The organism is Nostoc sp. NMS2 (assembly GCF_017115105.1).
Classification (GTDB): domain Bacteria; phylum Cyanobacteriota; class Cyanobacteriia; order Cyanobacteriales; family Nostocaceae; genus Nostoc.
Genome location: NZ_JABXKH010000061.1, coordinates 62389 through 82029 on the forward strand (window position 1 = coordinate 62389; position 19641 = coordinate 82029).

16 protein-coding genes are annotated in these 19641 nt (G+C 41.5%); 9 read left to right on the plus strand and 7 right to left on the minus strand.

Features of this window, described 5'->3' with window-relative positions; all coding sequences use genetic code 11:
* Nucleotides 1-184: 184 nt before the first annotated feature.
* Together HWQ36_RS11975 and HWQ36_RS11980 are read right to left on the minus strand one after the other, a co-directional pair.
* Nucleotides 185-4423, minus strand: coding sequence for a phytase (locus tag HWQ36_RS11975; RefSeq protein WP_292702447.1), 4239 nt, complete (start codon nt 4421-4423; stop codon nt 185-187).
* Between the two features lie 1147 nt (nt 4424-5570).
* Nucleotides 5571-6362, minus strand: coding sequence for a COP23 domain-containing protein (locus tag HWQ36_RS11980; RefSeq protein WP_292702449.1), 792 nt, complete (start codon nt 6360-6362; stop codon nt 5571-5573).
* Nucleotides 6363-6652: 290 nt separating this feature from the next.
* On the opposite strand from HWQ36_RS11980, the gene HWQ36_RS11985 reads away from it, so the two are divergent.
* The 4 genes from HWQ36_RS11985 to HWQ36_RS12000 are packed head-to-tail and all read left to right on the plus strand — an operon-like array spanning nt 6653 to nt 11189.
* Nucleotides 6653-7009, plus strand: a complete 357-nt coding sequence (locus HWQ36_RS11985; protein ID WP_292702452.1) for a CU044_2847 family protein — start codon at nt 6653-6655, stop codon at nt 7007-7009.
* A gap of 4 nt (nt 7010-7013) precedes the next feature.
* On the plus strand, nt 7014-9710 hold the full coding sequence (locus tag HWQ36_RS11990) for a serine protease (RefSeq protein ID WP_292702455.1): 2697 nt from the start codon (nt 7014-7016) through the stop codon (nt 9708-9710).
* A gap of 57 nt (nt 9711-9767) precedes the next feature.
* The gene (locus HWQ36_RS11995; RefSeq protein ID WP_292702458.1) at nt 9768-10724 is read left to right on the plus strand and encodes a hypothetical protein; all 957 of its coding nucleotides are present in this window, start codon (nt 9768-9770) and stop codon (nt 10722-10724) included.
* Nucleotides 10725-10748: 24 nt separating this feature from the next.
* Nucleotides 10749-11189, plus strand: coding sequence for a hypothetical protein (locus HWQ36_RS12000; RefSeq protein ID WP_292702461.1), 441 nt, complete (start codon nt 10749-10751; stop codon nt 11187-11189).
* 181 nt (nt 11190-11370) lie between these two features.
* Here HWQ36_RS12000 and HWQ36_RS12005 read toward each other — a convergent pair whose 3' ends face one another.
* The 3 genes from HWQ36_RS12005 to HWQ36_RS12015 all read right to left on the minus strand — a co-directional run bounded on the left by HWQ36_RS12005 (nt 11371) and on the right by HWQ36_RS12015 (nt 13920).
* Nucleotides 11371-11541: a ssl1498 family light-harvesting-like protein gene (locus HWQ36_RS12005; protein ID WP_292702463.1), complete on the minus strand. Its 171-nt coding sequence runs from the start codon at nt 11539-11541 to the stop codon at nt 11371-11373.
* 296 nt (nt 11542-11837) lie between these two features.
* Nucleotides 11838-12884, minus strand: a complete 1047-nt coding sequence (locus HWQ36_RS12010) for a DUF1611 domain-containing protein (protein ID WP_292702466.1) — start codon at nt 12882-12884, stop codon at nt 11838-11840.
* Nucleotides 12868-13920 (minus strand): dipeptide epimerase, encoded by a 1053-nt coding sequence (locus HWQ36_RS12015; RefSeq protein WP_292702469.1) that lies wholly within the window; start codon nt 13918-13920, stop codon nt 12868-12870. Before HWQ36_RS12015 ends, HWQ36_RS12010 begins: the two co-directional genes overlap by 17 nt.
* Before the next feature lie 139 nt (nt 13921-14059).
* Between HWQ36_RS12015 and HWQ36_RS12020 the strand changes: the two genes are divergently transcribed.
* Complete coding sequence (locus HWQ36_RS12020) at nt 14060-14611, plus strand: NUDIX hydrolase (protein ID WP_292702471.1); 552 nt, start codon at nt 14060-14062, stop codon at nt 14609-14611.
* Nucleotides 14612-14835: 224 nt separating this feature from the next.
* Nucleotides 14836-15099 (plus strand): hypothetical protein, encoded by a 264-nt coding sequence (locus HWQ36_RS12025; protein ID WP_292702473.1) that lies wholly within the window; start codon nt 14836-14838, stop codon nt 15097-15099.
* A 150-nt stretch (nt 15100-15249) separates the two neighbouring features.
* On the opposite strand, the gene HWQ36_RS12030 is transcribed toward HWQ36_RS12025, so the two are convergent.
* Entirely contained in the window at nt 15250-16173 is a 924-nt protein-coding gene (locus HWQ36_RS12030; RefSeq protein WP_292702476.1) for a nucleoside hydrolase, read from the minus strand.
* A gap of 15 nt (nt 16174-16188) precedes the next feature.
* Between HWQ36_RS12030 and HWQ36_RS12035 the strand changes: the two genes are divergently transcribed.
* The gene (locus HWQ36_RS12035; RefSeq protein ID WP_292702479.1) at nt 16189-16620 is read left to right on the plus strand and encodes a nucleoside deaminase; all 432 of its coding nucleotides are present in this window, start codon (nt 16189-16191) and stop codon (nt 16618-16620) included.
* A gap of 393 nt (nt 16621-17013) precedes the next feature.
* Here the strand turns inward: HWQ36_RS12035 and HWQ36_RS12040 are convergent, their stop codons facing one another.
* On the minus strand, nt 17014-18138 hold the full coding sequence (locus HWQ36_RS12040; RefSeq protein ID WP_292702481.1) for a metallophosphoesterase: 1125 nt from the start codon (nt 18136-18138) through the stop codon (nt 17014-17016).
* A gap of 370 nt (nt 18139-18508) precedes the next feature.
* Here HWQ36_RS12040 and HWQ36_RS12045 point away from each other — a divergent pair, with 370 nt between their 5' ends.
* Both HWQ36_RS12045 and HWQ36_RS12050 read left to right on the plus strand, forming a co-directional pair.
* Complete coding sequence (locus tag HWQ36_RS12045) at nt 18509-19381, plus strand: S-methyl-5'-thioadenosine phosphorylase (protein WP_292702484.1); 873 nt, start codon at nt 18509-18511, stop codon at nt 19379-19381.
* A gap of 11 nt (nt 19382-19392) precedes the next feature.
* Nucleotides 19393-19545: a hypothetical protein gene (locus HWQ36_RS12050; RefSeq protein WP_292702488.1), complete on the plus strand. Its 153-nt coding sequence runs from the start codon at nt 19393-19395 to the stop codon at nt 19543-19545.
* Nucleotides 19546-19641: the final 96 nt, after the last annotated feature.

Consider the following 19641-nt stretch of genomic DNA (forward strand, 5'->3'; position numbering starts at 1 on the left):
CAAAACGTTCTGCCGTAGAGCCAGGGACTTAAACCCCAAACTTAGTTAAACTAAAAGATAAGACTGGCGACGACTATTGTCATTAATTCTGATAGGTGAGGGTGAGCAAATCCCCGATTTCTTTAAGAAGTCGGGGATCTTACAGCCCCGCAAATTTAATGGGACAGACCACTTGGCAAACAAACTAAGCTACGATACTATCTGAAAAAACGAAATTATTGGCTGTGAGGCTAGTTGATGTAATTCCTAGCAATGAAACTAACTCTGTATTTCCAGCTTTTACTAAGGTGTCACTACCCTGTTGTAATAGTGTTAAAGTACTAAACTGAGTTACGCCAATACCGCCAAGTCCGATTTTGTCAATCCCAACTGTAAAGTCAGTGACGATGTTCTTGCTAGTTGGCAGACTGGCGTTAGCAATCCAGAATTGGTCTGCACCAGTGCCACCACTGAGGCGATCGCTACCTCCTTGACCAGCAAATAGCACATCATCACCATCGCCACCAAATAGCGAATCATTGACATTAGAGAAGAGTTTGTCATCTCCAGAACCACCATACAGACGGTTATTGCTGCCGTTACTGCTGAGGGTGTCGTTACCTGAGCCACCGAATAATGATTGGCGAGAACCTTCAATGACTGTGAGAGTATCATTACCTTCCGCCCCAAACAAATTATTACTACCATTGGCTTCCACTACGGTAATAACATCATCACCATTGCCGCCATCAGCATTAGTATTTTGAGCCGCGCCGTTTTGACCAATAAATATTTGATCGTTACCATCTCCGCCGGATACTGAAGAGTTACTGCCTACGAGTACAGTGTCATCATCATTCCCAGCCTGGATTGTGTTCCCTTCAGTACCCTCAACAAAATCTGCTCCGTCACCTGCAAAGAATGTTTTTCCTGGCTGAACTGTAATATTATCGCTGTTGCTAGAACCGAAAGTAGGCTGTACACCTGTCAGGTTAACAGGATTTCGGGGATCGTAACTTGTGGTGTCAATATTTAGAGAATTGGGCAAGGTATTGGCTATATTCTCCCAAGCCACCAACTTAAAGTTAGAGTTGACGTTTTCACCATCGATGGTTTTAGCAGGTTCATTGGAGCCATCTTGAGTGACAAATAAACCAAATGGGAAGTTAGGCCCCAGTGGCAGGTTAATTACATCTGCCCCGTCTGATTCTTGTACGCTGTCAATTGACCCATTGTTACCAATGGCAAAGTTCCCTACGTATTCGTTATTGCCTTCACGAGTGTAGGCAACAAAGGTGCTATCACCTTGGCTTGATGCTAGTAAGTAGCCTGTGCCGTTTTTGCCGTAGTAAATGGTCAACCCTTCTGCATCATCGGTAAGGTGAGAACCACCCTCAAAACGGACGCGATCTATCAGCTTGCCTGTTGTGCCACCGTCCGGTTCTGCCTGGAATTTCCAGATGCCTACATCTTCTTGGGCTATGTAGAGAAAGCCGGTTTCTTGGTCAACTACCATACCCTCTGTTTGGGGAGAACGGTCTGTGGCTGTGGGTGAGGGGATGGTGAACTCCCGCACCAGTTCGGCTCCAATTTTGCTATTACCTTTGTCAATTAGCTTGAATTGAGCTATGTCTCCAGTTTGGCGGCGACTGGTAAAGACATAGTAATCGTTAGTTATAGGGCTACGGTATAAGGTAAGTCCGTAAGAACTGCGAGTTGATGCGGAATAGGGAGGTTCAAAAGGTGAGGCTTGGAAGATTGTAGCAATATTGCTATCGGTGATATCCTCCAGGTAGTTACCGTCTGCGCCAGGGTTGGGGTTAATTTTGAAGATTGCTAGTTTATCATTTTGGCGATCGCTAGCTACGGCAATATCAATAGATTGATTGCCTAATTTAAAACCGTATTGCAGGTCAATGTTGTTGTAGCGAATACCACCAGGATTTACTGTCTGCAACAAATTACCAGACAAGTCATAAACCCGCAATCCAGCATTTTTCACTGATGTTAGTACTAGACTATCAGCAGCATTTGTGGCGTTAACATAAATGGCAGGGTCATCAGCATCGGCATTTTGATCTACAGCAGGTAGTGCTGGATCTTCATCGTCAAATAAACCAGGACGAGTTTCTAATGTGGGTGCAGCAGTTGGAACCAAGTCTGCACCCAAGGTGAGGATTTGGGTATATTGGGTGTTGCTAAAGTTGTTGTCACTCACCAGCACAATGGACTGACGACCATCTGCTAGTTTGGGGCCGAAGGCAAGACCTTCTATATTATCTACTCCTGTAATCGGGTGATTTGCATCAGTTGGCAAATTCAGGTCAGTTAAATTCAACAGTAAGCGTTTTTGAGCGGGTTTAATAGCTGCTAGTTGTTCAGCACTCAAACTATTGAGAGAATCGTAGAAACTAATATCAGTTGCACCTTGCAAAGAAACTTCGTAGATTTTGATGGTGTTGCCTACACCTTGGGCAAAAGAGCGTTCTAACGCGAGGAAAGTACCACGATTATCTATTGCTAATAAATCCGCCAAACCATTGTCAGCAGAGCCGGTGCTTGGGTTGGGTGCTTCGGGAATGGCATCGGTGATGTAGAGGTATTCTTTTTCTGGTTGTCCAGTAACCAGATTATATTGCAGAATTCGGGAAGGGCTACCACTGGTGAGTGAAGCTTTTAATCCATCTTGGGAGAGGGCGTTTTCGGTGGCGGTAAATAGGGTTTTTTGGTCAGGTGTGATGGTCAGGCTTTCAAATGCCAGATTATTGTATACGCCTGATGTCTGCGTATCTCCGGCATCTACAATACCATTGTTATTGGTATCCTGAACTACTGGCAGGAATTTGCTGGGGATAAAAAGCGATCGCACTTCTTGCCCTGTTGTAAGAGAAAATTCTTTGATAAAGGGATTAGTAACACGACCAGCAGTAGGATTAACTTCGCCTTCTGAAGAGATGAAGACCGTCCCATTTTTAGTTAAAGCAATACCTTCAGGGTCGAGGCTGTTGGTTGCAAAAAAGTTGTCGTTGGTATCTTTTAGGGTGGTGACATTGGTAAAATTCACCCCGGAATCGGTAGTAGTGAAGGTATAAAAGCGGGCAGGAGCAACTTGAGAGCGATCGTCTGAAATGGCATAGTAGCGGTTGTTAACTGGATCGTAGGTGACACCAGACAATCCACCTAATGGTGTCTCTATTCCATTCACAGTTCCCGCCGCACCAGCAGGAATAAAGCCAGTAACGAAGGTAGTCTGCCTTTCAAAACTTACATTGGGAATGGTTTTACCTGCTTGAGTTGGTCTAGTTTGCACATCTGCGAACACCAAGCGATGGTCAGAACTGGGGAAGGGAAAAGTACCCACTGGGGAGAATGTCGGGTCAGTATTCAGTGGCCAAAATACTCCTGAGTCGGCAATTGTCAGGTCAGCTGAGGGTAGCACGTAATCAGTCCGCAGGTTTCCGGGAGCCGTATCAGCAAAGTCTGCGGTGTCAAAGCTAGGATTTCCTTTTTGGCTAGCGTTTGCACCACCTTGTAATGCTTGTTGGGGGCCGCCAAGACTGGTAGGAATGACATTAGTATTGATCCCAGGATTTTGCAACAATTGGCGAATAGCATTGTCATAACTATCACCATCTAATGGGTCAGCATTCTGATCGCCCATAATTACAAAGTCTGAACCAGCAGCGATACCGCCTGTTTTACCCTGGTCATCATAAATGTAATCACTTTTACCAGGGGTAATATAATCTGCCCACAAGCGAATCTCGTCATGGTTACGCTTACCGTTGCGGTCTTCCGCGCCATCAAAGGTTGGGGGTGTGGGGTGGCTAACGAGGGCGTGAATTGTTTTGCCGTTCACTTCGATGGGTACATCCCAGTGACTTTTAGAAGAAAGGCGTAAAACTGCCAGTTCCTCTTCAGAATACCAATCATTTGGCTGTGGTGTTGTGGGATCGTCGGGAAGTAAAGCGTTGGGCATATCCTTCCAGAGGAAGTTTTGGAAGGTACGGATATTGGCGGTGTCAATGGGATATTTGGACAGCAGCAACATGCCAAATTGACCTGGAAAATTCCCGAATCCGAAGGCATCATCGCCATATCCCGGTGTGCCTGGGGTTGTAACTACTGCGCCATTGTTGTTCAAGTCAAAGCCAGAGGCAATACCTGTGTTGGAGGGAGCGATATAGAAGTAGGGGTAGTCAACGGGAGTCGCACCGTTTTGACTTATGGCTAAATAATTTTGCTGGAATAGTTTAACTGCCTCTTGGGAGTAGTCAAACTCATTAATTAGCAGCACATCCGGGTTATTACGCTGGATAATTTCTGCAACAGCTTTTGCCTGAGCATTATTGGGGGTTGACAAATCGGCCGCTAATTGACCTTGAGTGCTACGGTTTAGAGAAGCATTGAATTGGGAAAAGCGGATTGTATTATTAATTACCATAATTTAGTGCTGGAGTAGATTCAAGTTTTGCGAAGATTAGTGTTTATCTGCGGCAACTACAGAATCAAGTTGCCCAATCACATCGCTGTAAAAGTATGGAAAATTTTGAGTGTAAATGTCATTTATATTGTCAGTAAATGACTGTTAACTACAAAGATGCACTTCGCAGTTTAGAGGATGTTTGAAAAGTCCTTTGGTCGGTAGCAAAACGTTTTAGATCCCCCTAAATCCACCTTTTGAAGGGGGACTTTGATTCTTCCCCCTTTTGAAGGGGGGTTAGGGGGGATCTAGAAGTGCCTAAAATTACAGCCGATCACTTTTCAAACAATCTCTTAGAGAGTTTGCAATATCAACATGGACAATATAATATTTGCCTTCCAAATCAATGTTCTTAGAGATTGTTAGAAGACAGCTACATAACTTTTTGTATGAGTTTTTAATTGGGCAATCTCAAAGTATCCCGCTTAGATTAAGAAGCAGCTAGCAAAAGGTTAAGATAAAATAATTGTCGGTTTAGAGATATTTTTTCCACAGCAATTATTCTCAGTCCTATATCCTGAATAGATAATGTGGTTGACAAAACTTAGGGATTGATTCTATACAGCACTTACGGCAGCTATGAGGTACATTCCCAAATCTGAAAGCTTTGATAGGAGAGGGCAAGGAAAAAAACTGTATTGCATAATAGCCGGAAGCGCTGTATATAGCGGTTCCCAGTTGAGTGAGGTACAAAAAGCTCACCCCCAACCCCCTCCCCGCTCTTCGATAGGGGGCTATAATGTACCTCATTTGATTAGGAAAAGCTATATCAATACGGTTCAGTTAAAAAAAATTGTAGATTGGGTTAAGCAAAGCGCAACCCAACAAAGATACAGAAATGTTGGGTTTCGTTCCTCAACCCAACCTACGCAGTTTAAGGCTTTTGGCGCTAACTGATTATCGGAGAATTTAGAGGATTTAAAATTTTTGATACCAATAAGAGGACTTTTCAAACATCCTCTTAATGATAGGTCTTTCATCGGATATAAAATAAGGTGGGCTGTTTACCCACCTTAATGTAAATCTCTATTTTAGAATTACCGCGACAGAAAAAACGATATCTTTTGGTTTTGGTGAAATTGTTCTGAAATGTTGAGTAATTCAAACATTAGCGGAAGTTACCAGGTTTTAAGCGAACAGAGTTAGGCTGAGACCGACGACGAATTGCTACTCCATTCCGCAAATTGTTTCCAGTACCACCATCTTTGCGATCGAGGAAAGGTTTTAGATTAATGCCACTTCTAGATGAACTAAGCCGATTATTGCCACTCCCTAGAAGTGTACGTCCTAAATTATATAATTCATTTCCTCCACTACTGCGATCGCCATAAGTGTTAACCGCTATAGTCTGCTGTCCGTTGTCAGCAGTAGTCAAGTTCTGAAAAATGCTATTGCGGATTACAACAGGATCTTTCCCACGCGGTACTGTCAGCACAATTCTACAGGTTGAGTTAGCGTCTGTTGTGACGCAGACAATATTTTCGTTATTTTGTACAGATGTCTGGAGTTCTTGTAAGCCATCTGGACGATACTGTTCCAACCGACTGGCAATTGTTACACAACGCTTTTGTGTATCCCAACCACCGCCCAAAGTCGCAGGTGCCGCCCAAGCAAAGAATTGTCCTGGTTGACTTTGTGGTTGATACATAACGGTGTATTGACCATTGTAATTCTGACAGCTAAACCGAGTTGTACCGTCAGTTGAGGGTGGTATGCCTGTGGATGTATCTATGGGTATGGGTGTTGATGTGTCGCCTGATGTACCACCTGATGGTACTGTTGGCACCACTACACCATCGTTAGTAGAAGGATCGTATTGCGCCATTGCTACCGAATTGCCGAGACACAAAGATAAACCCAGAATACCCAAAGACATAAATCGCAACAGTTGTGATGACATAAATCATCCTCCAGTAGAAATAAGTAGGGAATTGATAGTTTAAGTGACGAATAATTCTGGTTTTTGATTCATGAAAACGCTATTTTTTTTCTCTCGTTCTTTTTTCTCTTTAGGCAATTAGCTGTAGAACTTTCATCATGAGATATGGTTGCAAAGCTCTTGATTTCGTTCACAATTTTTTACATAAAAATTGCGTAACCTCTCTCAATTGGCTGATAAATATAGTAAAGACTCAAAATTGCCTAGATTTACTTATATTTAGTTGACGGTATCGTCAAAAGAGAAGCTAAATGACGCAATACATTCAGTTTGCCACTGAAGACGGTAGCACTATCCTTGTGGAAGTAGAAGAAGAGGAAGTGTCACCACCTCCAGGATTAGTAAAGGCTGGCTTGCAAGACAAAATAAAACAGACTGTTGGTGTAGCACAAAATACCTTTGCAGAAGCCATAAACACAACTATAAAGCATAACGTCAATGCATTTATTGAGTCAGTACAGTGTCTATCTGAACCACCAACTGAAATGGAGGTGACTTTTGGACTAAAAATGACTGGCGAGGCAGGGAATGTTGCCGTATGCAAGGGAAGTGGTGAAGTAAACTACGGTGTCAAGCTGGTGTGGAAGCAACTTTCAAAACCTAAATAGCGTAATGACTACACAGCAGGATAAGTTAACTCCAGGTATAGTTCGGATCTTGAAACCAGACGGCAAAACAGCTGGTACTGGCTTTATTGTCACTAAAGATGGATTAATTGTGACCTGCGCTCACGTTGTCGAGTATGCCAAAGCAGGACCAGGAGGTACTGTAAGTCTGGTCTTTTACGCTGGACAGCAGACTTATATAGGACGTGTAGATGCTCAGTACTGGTCTGCGTCTACAGTAGGTGACATTGCGATTCTGCATCTAGAGGGAAATCTACCAAATGAAGTAAAACCTTTGCAATTAGGTACTTCTTCCGGTTCGTCAGGTCATGCATTTAAAACCTTTGGTTTTCCTGAAGCCAAGCCACTAGAAGGAATGTATGGTTATGGCACTATCGGCGACTTGATGAGTGGCGAGAATGGTCTACCTTTAGTTCAACTGACTAACACTACAGAAGTGACACCGGGTTTTAGTGGTGCGCCAGTCGTAGATGAACGTACTCATCGTGTAGTAGGAATGGTAACAGCTATTACACCAGTTGATAAATATCAACGACTGGGAGAAACTGCTTTCATAACTCCTAGCGAATTCTTGCAAGAAATTTTTCCGGCACTACAAATTACTAATATCTGCCCTTATGTAGGCTTAGAAGCATTTACCAAAGATAAAGCCGATTTCTTTTTTGGTCGTGAGGCATTAGTTGCAGAATTAGCTAATCACTTAAAAAATAATCCTCGGTTTCTAGCTTTAGTTGGGTCTTCAGGAAGCGGAAAGTCTTCTGTTGTACAAGCAGGTCTATTGCCATACCTGGAGCAAGTTAAGCTACCAGGATTTAATAAAATCTACACAGTTGGCTATCGTTATACTGCTTATATTGCTAATCCATCTGAAGATTTTCATAGTTATTTACAAAAATCTGGAATTTTCAATGTTGAAGATCCAAATAGTCGAATAATTATTTTTATTGACCAATTTGAAGAAATATTTGCACTCTGTCCTGAGCCAGAACAGTCAAATTTTCTCAGATTTTTAACTGAATTAGTCGATCAAAAATTATTTCAAAATCACAAAATTACACTGATTATAGCTGTACGAGCAGATTTCTACGATCCATTGCTCAGGTCTCCTCTAGGACATTTTTTAGGAGTTGGTCAGGTTAATATTACTTCTCTCAATAAGACTGAATTAAGAGAAGCGATCGCTAAACCAGCTGCACAAGTTGGTTTAGAAATTGAGTCTGGTTTAGATGAACGAATCATTGAGGATATCGGAGCTACGCAAAACCCGCTTCCATTACTAGAATTTACTCTCGAACAACTTTGTAAAAACGAACATTCTAACGGTAAATTAACTCATGTAGATTACGAAAAAATTGGCAAAGTAACTGGTGCGATCGGGCAGTGGGCGAATGAGACATACAGGAATCTTGATGAAAAAGAGCAACTCATAGCTAGGCGGATTTTCACTCGTCTTATCCACTATGGCGAGGGCACAATACCCGATACTCGTCGTCGTTTACTAATCTCTCAATTGCTAACTACCAATGATGAACAAGTTACTCGTCAAGTTATAAAAACACTTGCCGATCAGCGTCTGCTTGTAACCGATGCGGAGACTGTAGACATTATCCATGAAGCCTTATTGCGTGAATGGTCTGATTTAGGTATATGGATTAGAGAGCAAAGAAGTTTTCTTTTGTGGCGTCAGAGATTAGATGAAAGACGAACTGAATGGATCAACAACAAAAAGGATCAAGGACTTCTCTTGCGGGGTCTTTCTTTACTAGAGGCAAAAAAATGGTTGCAAAAACCTGAAGTTGACCTGAATTTAGATGAACAAATTTTCGTTAAAGACAGCAGTAAACTACGGCAAAGAGAGCAATTTATATTGTCGGCAGGAATTGGCTCTATAGTTTCGCTCATCATAGCAAGTGTTGTCATTTTTATTAATCAACAAAATCAAAAACAATTGGATCTTCTTGCTGCTTGGGCTGGTGTCAGTCAAATTGACAACAATATTGAAACATTACAGAAACTTTTTGAGGAAGCAGATAAATACAAGAAGGTAGCAGATACAAAAAGCCAGGATCGCATAAATCTAAAATGGGATAAAGATGAGGATTTAATGCGAGCTTTTAGTTACTATGTGACCATTCAGTCAACAGCCAATAGGATGTTTAGACAAACTAGTAAAAATCAGATAAAAATTAAAAAAAGTGATTTAGATAAAATTAAAAGTATTATGGCTGAAGCTGAAAAAAATAGAGTAGAAATGATTCATGACCACTTAATTCCAGTACTTATTCAACGTTTAGATACAAAAAATTATGGAACTTATTTATCTTCTAATGAAGATGATCCGGTAGATGGTGAAAACTTATATACAAAAGAAAGTGCTTTACAAGAAACTTATAAGATTATGTTTAAAACTGGAGCAGACTTGAATCGCGATCAAACAATAAATACACAAGAGGAAGCAAACTTAATACCTAGTAAAACTCTATTAGAGATTGAAAAAGTATGGCTCAACAAAACGGAAAATTATTGTGGTTGGTGCAATCCATGTGTGGGTTCAGGCGTGGGTTCAGAACCACATCAATTAGGAAAAACTTATAGCATCAAACAAATATTATTTTTCTCTTTGACTAGCTTTGTTGACGATCGCTTCAAATCGGTTCTGGGCGATCGCTGTTCCTCTGACTGAGATATAGATAGTAAGTAGGTGTTTTTAGATTCAATTATTGCTTTAGAGGAGAGTTTTGTGAAGTTAATTCATTTTCAAATATTACTTATTTCTGCATTAACTACTGCACTGATACCTTTTTACTCGTTGGCGATTGATGTTAATAGTTCTGCACAAGAGCCTATTAAGGCGGAAATTAAAAATATAGGAGATCAAGGACAAGAATTGCAAGTACTGGAAAAAAAGAGTAGTGGATTGTTGCCTGTAGCCGATCAACCTAAAGTAATCACAGCTAAGAATCGGCTTTTATTAGTCCCATCTGGCTCCAAGAAACCCTTTGGTCATTTGAGGTTTTTTACCAGTTCTGGTGCTATAGATCCATTGGTACAAGTCGGTCCTAATACCCAGAGAACTACGTACAAGTTTCCTTGTACTATTGTAAATGGTAAATTTATGTTTGCTTGGGGTCTTATTAATAATACTAAAGGTGGCTTGTGTCACGGAATAATAAAAGTACGAGACATAGGGCAAGTAAGTAGAATTCAAACCGTTCCTTTCTTTCTCTCTAAAACTCCTGACATTACTCAGTTTGCTAGTAGTTTGCTAAAAACTAAAGCTTTGTCTAACTTTCTTACCAGCCAAGCAGACTCTTCTGAGAAGATTAATGTTTCCCCAGAAAGTATTGGCATAACTATAGTTCAAGTTGATTCTTCTGCGGAAAGAGTAATAATTGATGCCTTAGTTGGCAATGCCAAAGTTACTACTGATAGTCAGCAAGAAGGGATATCTTTAAGAGAGGGTTTCAGCTACGATAGCAGTAAACCAGAGACTATTGAACCGATTAAGATTACTGAAGAAACTCGTTGGGCGATCGCAGTATTTGTAGATCCGAAAAACTGGACTGAATCTGTCGCTCCTCAAATACCCACCCTTCAACAACAGCCATCTCTACAGAAGTTTTTAGAGCGAGAAGTAATTATAGATTACGGAGGTTTAGGTCGTCCTCAAAATCCTCCGATAGAAGTACCCAGGTGATATTTATATAAAAAAATAAAAGCCATGAAAAAAATTGCAATTCTGCTTTTTTGTTTTTTGATGGGAATAGGTATATTGATGTATGGTTTCCCATTTCAACAAGGTGTTTATGCTCAAGTTCCTGACCGACAATTCGCTCAAGAAGTCTTGAAATCTGACTGGGATGGAAAATGGAAGTGTAATTTAGATGGTCGGACAGCAGAAGTAGAGTTTAGTTATGAATCAACTGAAAACAGAGTTTTTGGATATATCAGTGATAGTGGTGGAGAGAAGAAAGCTTTCGGTGAAAGAAAGCTAAATAAGTCTGACTTGCCCAGTTCTCGTCGAGATCACATGCTTCCTTTACTCTACGACGGAAAAGTTAAGTGGATGCTAATGATGCATACGTGGGATCGCAGTTACGCTAGTGGATATACATATTGGGAAGGTATCCCTTTCGGGTTGCAGTGCCACAAAGAGTCATAGACCTGTTTCTGCTGTTGTTTGAGTGATGTCTGGGTTGGGCTATGTCTACGCTGTTATTTTACAACGCGATATACTACTTGCCCTTGAAGATGCGAACACAAAAAACCCCGGCGAAACTAACCGGGGTAAGAGAGAGAGGTACGAATGACAATGAGATACAGCGATATCGAAATTGAAAATCTTAGCTAACGCTAAAACTAACCAAAACTAAAGTTGTGACAATTAAAGTCGCAAAAAAACCTTGTAAAACGTATTTACGTTGTTCCCAAATTGCTGGGTACTCGGTGTAGTAAACCTTGGGTTCAGCTGCGTAGTTATTGAGAATGCCGTCTTCATTTACAGTGGTGTACATATTTTTTTCTCTTCTTTTGTTTACTTATGTAACTAAATTTAACAATATTGTTACGAAACGTCAAGAGGACTTGACAAAAAAAGGCTGATGACTTTAATAAAAGTTACTTATCAGGCAATACGGTTCGGTTAAGGCAAGAGACGCGATAAATCGCCGTCAAGACAAAGGACTTATTATTGTAGAGACTGCGATTTATCGCGTCTCTCTAACCATCAAAATGAATTTGACAGACTACTAATAATCGTATTTAGCGCACCATCTATTGCAATCATTTTTGGATGAAATAAAATCTACATCTAATTCTTCATCACTGCGTCCAAAAGCACATTGGCATCAAAGCGGACTACATCGGTGCAAGGTAGCCCGGTTTCTGCTGTTATTTGAGCGATCGCATTTTCAGCCGCAGATTCATCTAAATGTGCTGTGTTAAGCGCTATACCCACTACAGGCACACTTGCAAAAGCGCCACCAGCACTAGCAACGGTTTCATAAAGACGAATTACCTCTGGTAAAGGTGGGATGATTACATGGGGATGATTACGGATATGAACTTGTCCCGCCCGATGGACTAACACCAGTTGAGTGGGTTGGGAACCACGAATCAGGGGTAGGGTTGCCGTTGAACCAGGGTGTAGCAGTGAACCTTGTCCTTCAATGTGCAAGATGTCATAGTTTTTACCGTAGCGCATGACTATTTGTTCCACAGCACCAGCAGCAAAGTCTACCCGCACGGCATCTAAAGGCACACCATCCCCTTCTAACATCACCCCAGTTTGACCTGTGGCGAGAAATTTAGAACGCCAGCCCCGCAGTTTTGATGCCCAATGTAACTGTAGGCTAGTTGACATTTTACCGATCGCCATGTCGGTTCCCACTGTCAACACCCGCCGACATGGAAGCGTGCGTGCTATTCCACTAGCAACACTTATATTAGACGGCTCTTTGCGGACATCCCAAATTAGTTGCCCTGGTTTGAGCAGTGCATTTAAGTCTGGTATATTTGCCATTGGTGTATGCAAACCGTTCACCAACGACATCCCAGCTTCTAGAGCGTCTTTGATTTCCACCCAATAATCATCTGGGATCGCACCACCACTTGGAGCAATACCTATTACCAAAACTTCTGGGTTGTACTTTAGGGCTGCGGCTACCGATGCCACAATCGGTACATCACGCTTGATACCTGTTAATTCTGTCAGAGGTTTGCCAGCACATTCGCGATCGATGACGGCTACAATTGGTGCTTCGCTGTAACGTAAAATTGCGAGTCCTGTTTTGCCGTGAGCCCCAGTAGTTCCCTCATGAAGTAAGATAGCTACTCTTTGATTAAGTGGTAGACGCACTGTGTTTTACCCCCAAACCTGGTAAATCGTTTAGCAAAACTCTACCTTCTTTTAGCAATGCACCCGTAAAGGGATCATCGATTAAGTTAAGGTGACTGTCTAAATCTAAATAATCAGCTAGTGGCGCTAGCTGTAATGCTGCTGTATTAGCTAGCGAACTGTCAGAATAGCAACCGAACATTACTTGTAACCGATATGCTCGCGCTGTATGTACCATTCGCATCGCTTCTGTTAGTCCCCCTGATTTCATCAGTTTGATATTAATCCCATCCACGTAATTTGCCAAATCGGGAATATCAGAGCTTGTGAAGCAACTTTCATCAACAAAGATGGGTAGGGGAGAGTGTTCTTTGAGTTTTGCTAAACTTTTTTCTTGACCCCGTGGCAATGGCTGTTCTACATACTTTATACCCAATTCAGCCAGCCAATTGCACATTGCGATCGCATCTTCTAAACTCCAACCCCCGTTGGCATCAACGAAAAACTCTAATTCCGGTGCTTCTTCTCGCACCGCTAAGAGCATTTTTTTATCTGCATCTATGCCATCTGGACTACCTAACTTCACCTTAAAAAGGCGGACATCGGTAAATTGTAACCAGTCTCGCGCTCTAGCGATCGCACCTTCGGGCGAATTAATCCCAATTGTGACTGAAGTTGGGACAATTTGATTGCGATCGAGTCCCCAAATTTGCCACAAAGGTAATCCTACGCGCTTACCTAACCAATCGTGCATTGCCATATCCAAGGCAGCTCTTGCAGCAGAAGGAACCTGATTTTGTGTTAAAACTTGCTCAATTTCCTGTCGTTGTAAGGGGCTGAATGTTTGCAACAGTGGCACAACTTGCTGTAGGGCGTCTTTGATTACATCAGTTGATTGCCGATGATTACCCACACCGAATGGCGATGCTTCCCCCCAGCCTTCGATACCATCTTCTGAAATCCTCACCCATACATTCGTTGTCTGTGCCGTTGTACCTCTACTAATGGTCAACGGAAATCTTTTATTTACTGTAAATAAATTTACATTTATTTGCATACTAATTCTGCATATTATGTTATCGCAAAAGCAAGTGTAAGTTCAAAGTTTAGATTATCGGATGTATCTGTTATACTTTTTTACATTCATTGCTTAATTACTAAAGTTGGTATACATAATTTTATTTTCTACTTGATTTATGAGCGACTTAAAAAAGTGGAAGACTTTAAAATCAAAAATGGTTTTAGATAACCCCTGGTGTCAGATCAGGCAAGATGAAATAGAATTGCCTAATGGTAAAATTATAGATGATTATTTTGTCAGTATTAAGCCTGACGTTGCGATGGTTTTACCTATCACTACTAATAAAGAAATTATTTTTGTCTGGCAATACAGACACGCCGTAGGTGAATTTTTCTTAGAACTACCAGCCGGGAATTTTGACCCGGCAAAAGAGAGTGCAGAAGTAGCAGCAATTAGAGAATTTACCGAAGAAACTGGTTATATTGCCCAAGAATTTAGAAAAATCGGGACTCTATATGATAAGCCAAGCAAAGATACCAATAAAATACATTTATTTTTAGCAGAAAATGTAAGTAAAATTGGAGAGCAAAAACTCGATATTACAGAAGAAATTGAAATTGTGTTTATTCCTATAAAATCAGTTTTAGATAAGATTGTCCAAGGTGAAATTTCTGTTGCAGGAACCGTTGCGGCTCTCTTCTTAGGTTTAAAGTTTATTAATTATTAATAATCGTTGTATCTCTCTTCTGTTTTCTAAACAGAATGCTTGAGACAAATTGTCTCATAAAGCTTTTACAGCAATTTTTTTTGGGCGTTTTGGCATATAATAATATTAATAAAGTTTCCATATAATGTCCTTGTAAAAATAATATATAAAAAAACTCTGTATATCACTGTTACTATGCTAAGGACAGAGAGCAAGTAGCTAAATTCAGATTGGCGGTTCGTAACGTGGATGTTCTAATTGAGTCAACAAGCAACTTTGAGAAGGATCTTGGCAGACTGAGTGAAGATGAAAAAGCCACAACGGTTAAAAAAATTAATGATTGCGCCAGCCTCTTCCCAACTCAAAAAGCTGACGTTTATCGTAAGTTGCGTCGTCTTCCCCTACCGTCAGAGATTAATGGGCAAATTCATCTCAAGGATATTATCGAGGGGCAAAGACACGATGATGTAATTGAGGTGATTAAATCTAAAAAAGCACGCTATGAGTAATTTTTCAGTCTTAATATGGTATCGTACCCAAAAAAGTCTTTGCGCCGGAATGCTCCAATATGGTCAGTTGAGTTGCAGAGGTTGTCTGCATCTGGTGAGCTTTTTCGTTAATTTTCGGTAGCGAGTTTGAGTATCCACGCCACTAATTTTTTATCTTGCCCATTGCTGCAAGATATAAGCATAAAAAGCGTCTTTATCTACTTTATCCATTGCATAAATCTTGCGTCCGCTAGGAACTACTTTAGTCCGCCCCTGACTGACTCCAGTGGTGATAATTTCTGTTTTCCATTCGCGCAATTGATAATATTCTGGGTGTCCCAGATAAGCTGTCGCCAGCACATCCCAAAAATAATAATCTTGGGGGATAACTAGCGCATAACATTGTCCTGCTAAATCAGAGATGGGATAGTGGCGTTGTCGCCCCATTTTTTGCACTAATTCTGATGTAACTGGGACATTATTAGTTAAATCCAAAGGACACATAATAATTTCAATTTGCGTTTCCCATACCCGTGCTGCTGAAACCGCGTCCCAATAAACATTCCATTCGGCAGAACCATCTTGTCCAGGTTCTAAACTTTTTTCTACATTGCCACCGACATTTAATGCACCTCCCATCCAAACAATTTTGTGAATCTTGGCTTCAATGTCTGGTGCTTTGTCCAAAGCTACTGCTACCGTTGTTAACGGCCCAGTTACCATCAACGTTACGGGGTCTGATGCCTCCCGCAACACCTTAATCATGAAATCTTGACCTGTTTCGGCAACCAGAGGCGTGGTGATGGTTTCGCTTTGATTGAGAATGGGAAGATGGTCAACGATAAAGGAATCACGGCGATAGAGAGGAGGAAATGGATTGATACCGCGTACAGTACTTTCTGCTACCGAGATATGAGAAAATCCCATCAAATCGAGAATTTTACGTGTGGCGCTAACAGCCGGTTGGACATAGCAATCTGCTGGAGTGACGACAACACCAAGGAGTTCGATATGATCCATCGTCAACAGCAGCATAGTTGCCAAATAATCATCTACACCGCCATCGTGATCCATTAATACTAGTTGTTTTGTCATAAAAGGAGAATTAATATGGATGAGTTTATGGAAGCTGCTATTCAAGAAGCAAAACAAGGCAGACAAGAAGGTGGAATTCCTATTGGTTCGGTTCTCGTCAAGGATGGCAAAATTCTCGGCAGAGGACACAATAAACGTGTGCAAGATGGCGATCCTGTCACCCACGCGGAAATCGATTGTCTCCGCAATGCTGGGAGAGTTGGCAGCTACAGAGGTACTACACTCTATTCAACTTTAATGCCGTGTTACTTGTGCGCTGGGGCTGTGGTGCAATTTGGTATTAAAAAAGTCATCGTGGGAGAATCCAAAACTTTTCCTGGTGCTAAAGAATTTATGGTATCTCACGGTGTGGAAGTAATTGATCTGAATCTTGATGATTGCGAACAAATGATGAGTGAGTTTATTGAAACGAATCCCGAACTTTGGAATGAAGATATCGGTAATTAGCGCTCTTTTATGACTCTGATGAAAGAAAAAATGTAGGTTGGGTTGAACTTTAGTGAAACCCAACAAAACCAAGGGTTTTTCGTGTTGGGTTTCGTCCCTCAACCCAACCTACTCGTAAATTTATCAAAGCCTTAAAAATCAAGGGTTCTGAATTTTTATTTAACGAGAGTAATAGAAGAGCGTTAGAGACGCGATTAATCGCGCCTGTTGGGAATAGAGACGCGATTAATCGCGTCTGTACAAGAGTTTGGAGTAGCCTGCGTCTTGGTGACTTTTGATAGGAGAATTATGGCAGGAGCGATCGCTATCTAAAAAGAAATACAGCAGAATAAGCTACTTGACAAGCATTCAGCCCAGACAAAAAAGTTACCTTCACACTGATACTCTTCACTCCTAACGCAGCAAAAGTGTGCTGTTATTATCAATCAGTGTAAGAGTTCCACCAGTATTAATACCTGGATTAGACTGTGCTGATGCATTATAAGTCTCAATATAGCGACGCACTTCTAATGGAAAGTGGGGATAGTCTAATATTGCATCTCCATCGGCAATAGTTGCCCAGAAGTCTCGCAAACTAGGAGCTAATTTTTTCGCCTGTGATAATGGTAAGTTTAATGGAGAATGAGTTAGTAGCTTGATTAAGAAGGGAAAAGAGCGATCGCCCATCCATTGCCGCGATAACTGTTGCAAGTCGGGGAAATCAGGCACTGACTCTACCCGATGGGATACAATTTGCAACGATTCTTTACCTTGGTTATCTCGATGAAACTCTAGCACCCGATAAGGGTGAGGATAGCTCACTAAAGAACCAGTGGTAATATCATATACTCCATCTGAGTAAGCAATATCCTGAACGTGCAAATGCCCCGTAAATACTAGCTTGACTCCGTAGCGCCTCAGCAACTGCAATAGTTCTGCTGAATTCGCTAACATATAGCGATTTGCGAGTGGATGGTTCGATTGATTGGGCAAATGTTCCACCACATTATGATGCACCATCACTAAAACTAATTCATCAATAGATGCCGCCAGTACCTCTTCTAACCAACGTAGCTGTTTGGTATCCAAATACCCCACTTGTTCTCCCTGGTCATTAAAGAAGTTAGAATTTAGTCCAATCAGCTTAACTCCAGGCAGTAATTGACGAACGTAGTAAATCTGCTGCGGATCTTCATAGCCACACTTTGTGTAATAGTAGGGAAAATCTGCAAAAGCGATTGATTGGCGATCGGCTAACAGCACAGGAACATCATGATTACCAGGAACAACATAGACGGGAAAAGGTAGCTGGGCTAAACATTGTTGTAACCAGGCGTGATTCTCTGGCTCGCCGTGCTGGGTTAAATCTCCTGGCAACAATAAGAAATCTAAATCGAGTTGTATTAAATGTTCGAGTACACTTTGAAACGCCGAGATACTGACTTCTACCAGATGAAAACGGCTAGGATGATCCCAGATTGTGTGGGGAAGTGCCAGGTGTAAGTCGCTGACTACCGCAAAGCGAAAATTGAGAGTCATTGATTTATGAAAATGTTAAAAGCAGGGGTTAAAATAAGCCTTTTCCCAAAAGTATAACGCTTGCTTTGTTTCGCTGCGTAAGAGTGCGTCTACTTAACATTTGTATACATTAAGCATCGATTACACATTATGATGACGATTAACTTCAGTGCGAATCATAACCATTAATCTGCAAAAATTATCGGAGATTTGATTGCTAAAACCCTTGTTCTGATGGCAGTGTAGAGACGTTGCATTGCAACGTCTCTACAGACCTGTGGTTCTCGAAAAAATCCTTAACCCAAGCGTATTGACCTAGAAACTGGCTTCTCTGCTACTCCCCTTTTCGGTAAAATAACTTAGCAGATCGGTAAGGAACAGGTTCAAGCTCATGGCTCAAGCTAGTATTGGGATTATTGGTGGCAGTGGTCTGTATAAAATGGACGCGCTCAAAGATGTCGAAGAGGTGCATGTCCAAACTCCCTTTGGTTCACCATCTGATGCTTTGATTCTGGGAACACTGGATGGTACACGGGTAGCTTTCTTAGCGCGTCATGGCCGCAATCACACGCTGTTACCCTCTGAGTTACCGTTTCGCGCTAATATCTACGCGATGAAGCAATTGGGTGTAGAGTATTTAATTTCAGCTAGTGCTGTGGGTTCTTTAAAGGAAGAGGCGAAACCACTGGATATGGTGGTGCCAGATCAGTTTATCGATAGAACTAAAAATCGGATTTCAACGTTTTTCGGTGAGGGAATTGTGGCTCATATTGCCTTTGGCGATCCGATTTGTAAGAATTTGGCTGTTGTGTTGGCAGATGCGATCGCATCTCTCAATTTACCAGAAGTTACTCTCCATCGCGGCGGCACTTATGTGTGCATGGAAGGGCCAGCTTTTTCTACAAAGGCAGAATCGAATCTTTACCGCAGTTGGGGTGCAACAATTATTGGAATGACGAATTTACCGGAGGCGAAGTTGGCAAGGGAAGCGGAAATTGCTTATGCAACCTTAGCGCTGGTGACAGATTATGATTGTTGGCATCCAGACCATGACAGTGTGACGGTGGAATTGGTGATTGGCAATTTGCTGCGGAATGCTGTGAATGCTCAAAAGGTGATTCAAGAAACTGTGCGGCGTTTGAGTGAAAATCCACCAACCAGTGAGGCGCATTCGGCGTTGCAATATGCGATTTTGACTCAGTTGGATAAAGCACCAGCAGCGACAAAGGAAAAGTTAGGGTTATTGTTGCAGAAATATTTGTAGTATTGCTAGCGATGTCTACAACAGGCTGCGCCTACGCAACATCATTTGAAATTATAAGGGCGATCGCACTTTCTCAGATTACAGCAAGAGCGATCGCTACAATAGGCTACTCTTATGCACCATCAGATTCTTCAGTGACGCACCATTATCATAAAATCATATAAGTGATAACACGTAAATATATAAGCTGTTGTCAACAAACTCATGAGTTTCATCAACAAACTCATGAGTTTTATTAACAAACGCATGAGTTTCGTTAT

Coding starts and splice junctions, on each gene's coding strand:
- HWQ36_RS11975 (WP_292702447.1), bottom strand. CDS start 4,423: ATGGTAATTAATAATACAATCCGCTTTTCCCAATTCAATGCTTCTCTA.
- HWQ36_RS12040 (WP_292702481.1), bottom strand. CDS start 18,138: ATGACTCTCAATTTTCGCTTTGCGGTAGTCAGCGACTTACACCTGGCA.
- HWQ36_RS12045 (WP_292702484.1), top strand. CDS start 18,509: ATGGCTCAAGCTAGTATTGGGATTATTGGTGGCAGTGGTCTGTATAAA.
- HWQ36_RS11985 (WP_292702452.1), top strand. CDS start 6,653: ATGACGCAATACATTCAGTTTGCCACTGAAGACGGTAGCACTATCCTT.
- HWQ36_RS12030 (WP_292702476.1), bottom strand. CDS start 16,173: ATGACAAAACAACTAGTATTAATGGATCACGATGGCGGTGTAGATGAT.
- HWQ36_RS12035 (WP_292702479.1), top strand. CDS start 16,189: ATGGATGAGTTTATGGAAGCTGCTATTCAAGAAGCAAAACAAGGCAGA.
- HWQ36_RS11990 (WP_292702455.1), top strand. CDS start 7,014: ATGACTACACAGCAGGATAAGTTAACTCCAGGTATAGTTCGGATCTTG.
- HWQ36_RS12015 (WP_292702469.1), bottom strand. CDS start 13,920: ATGCAAATAAATGTAAATTTATTTACAGTAAATAAAAGATTTCCGTTG.
- HWQ36_RS12005 (WP_292702463.1), bottom strand. CDS start 11,541: ATGTACACCACTGTAAATGAAGACGGCATTCTCAATAACTACGCAGCT.
- HWQ36_RS12020 (WP_292702471.1), top strand. CDS start 14,060: ATGAGCGACTTAAAAAAGTGGAAGACTTTAAAATCAAAAATGGTTTTA.
- HWQ36_RS12050 (WP_292702488.1), top strand. CDS start 19,393: ATGTCTACAACAGGCTGCGCCTACGCAACATCATTTGAAATTATAAGG.
- HWQ36_RS11980 (WP_292702449.1), bottom strand. CDS start 6,362: ATGTCATCACAACTGTTGCGATTTATGTCTTTGGGTATTCTGGGTTTA.
- HWQ36_RS12000 (WP_292702461.1), top strand. CDS start 10,749: ATGAAAAAAATTGCAATTCTGCTTTTTTGTTTTTTGATGGGAATAGGT.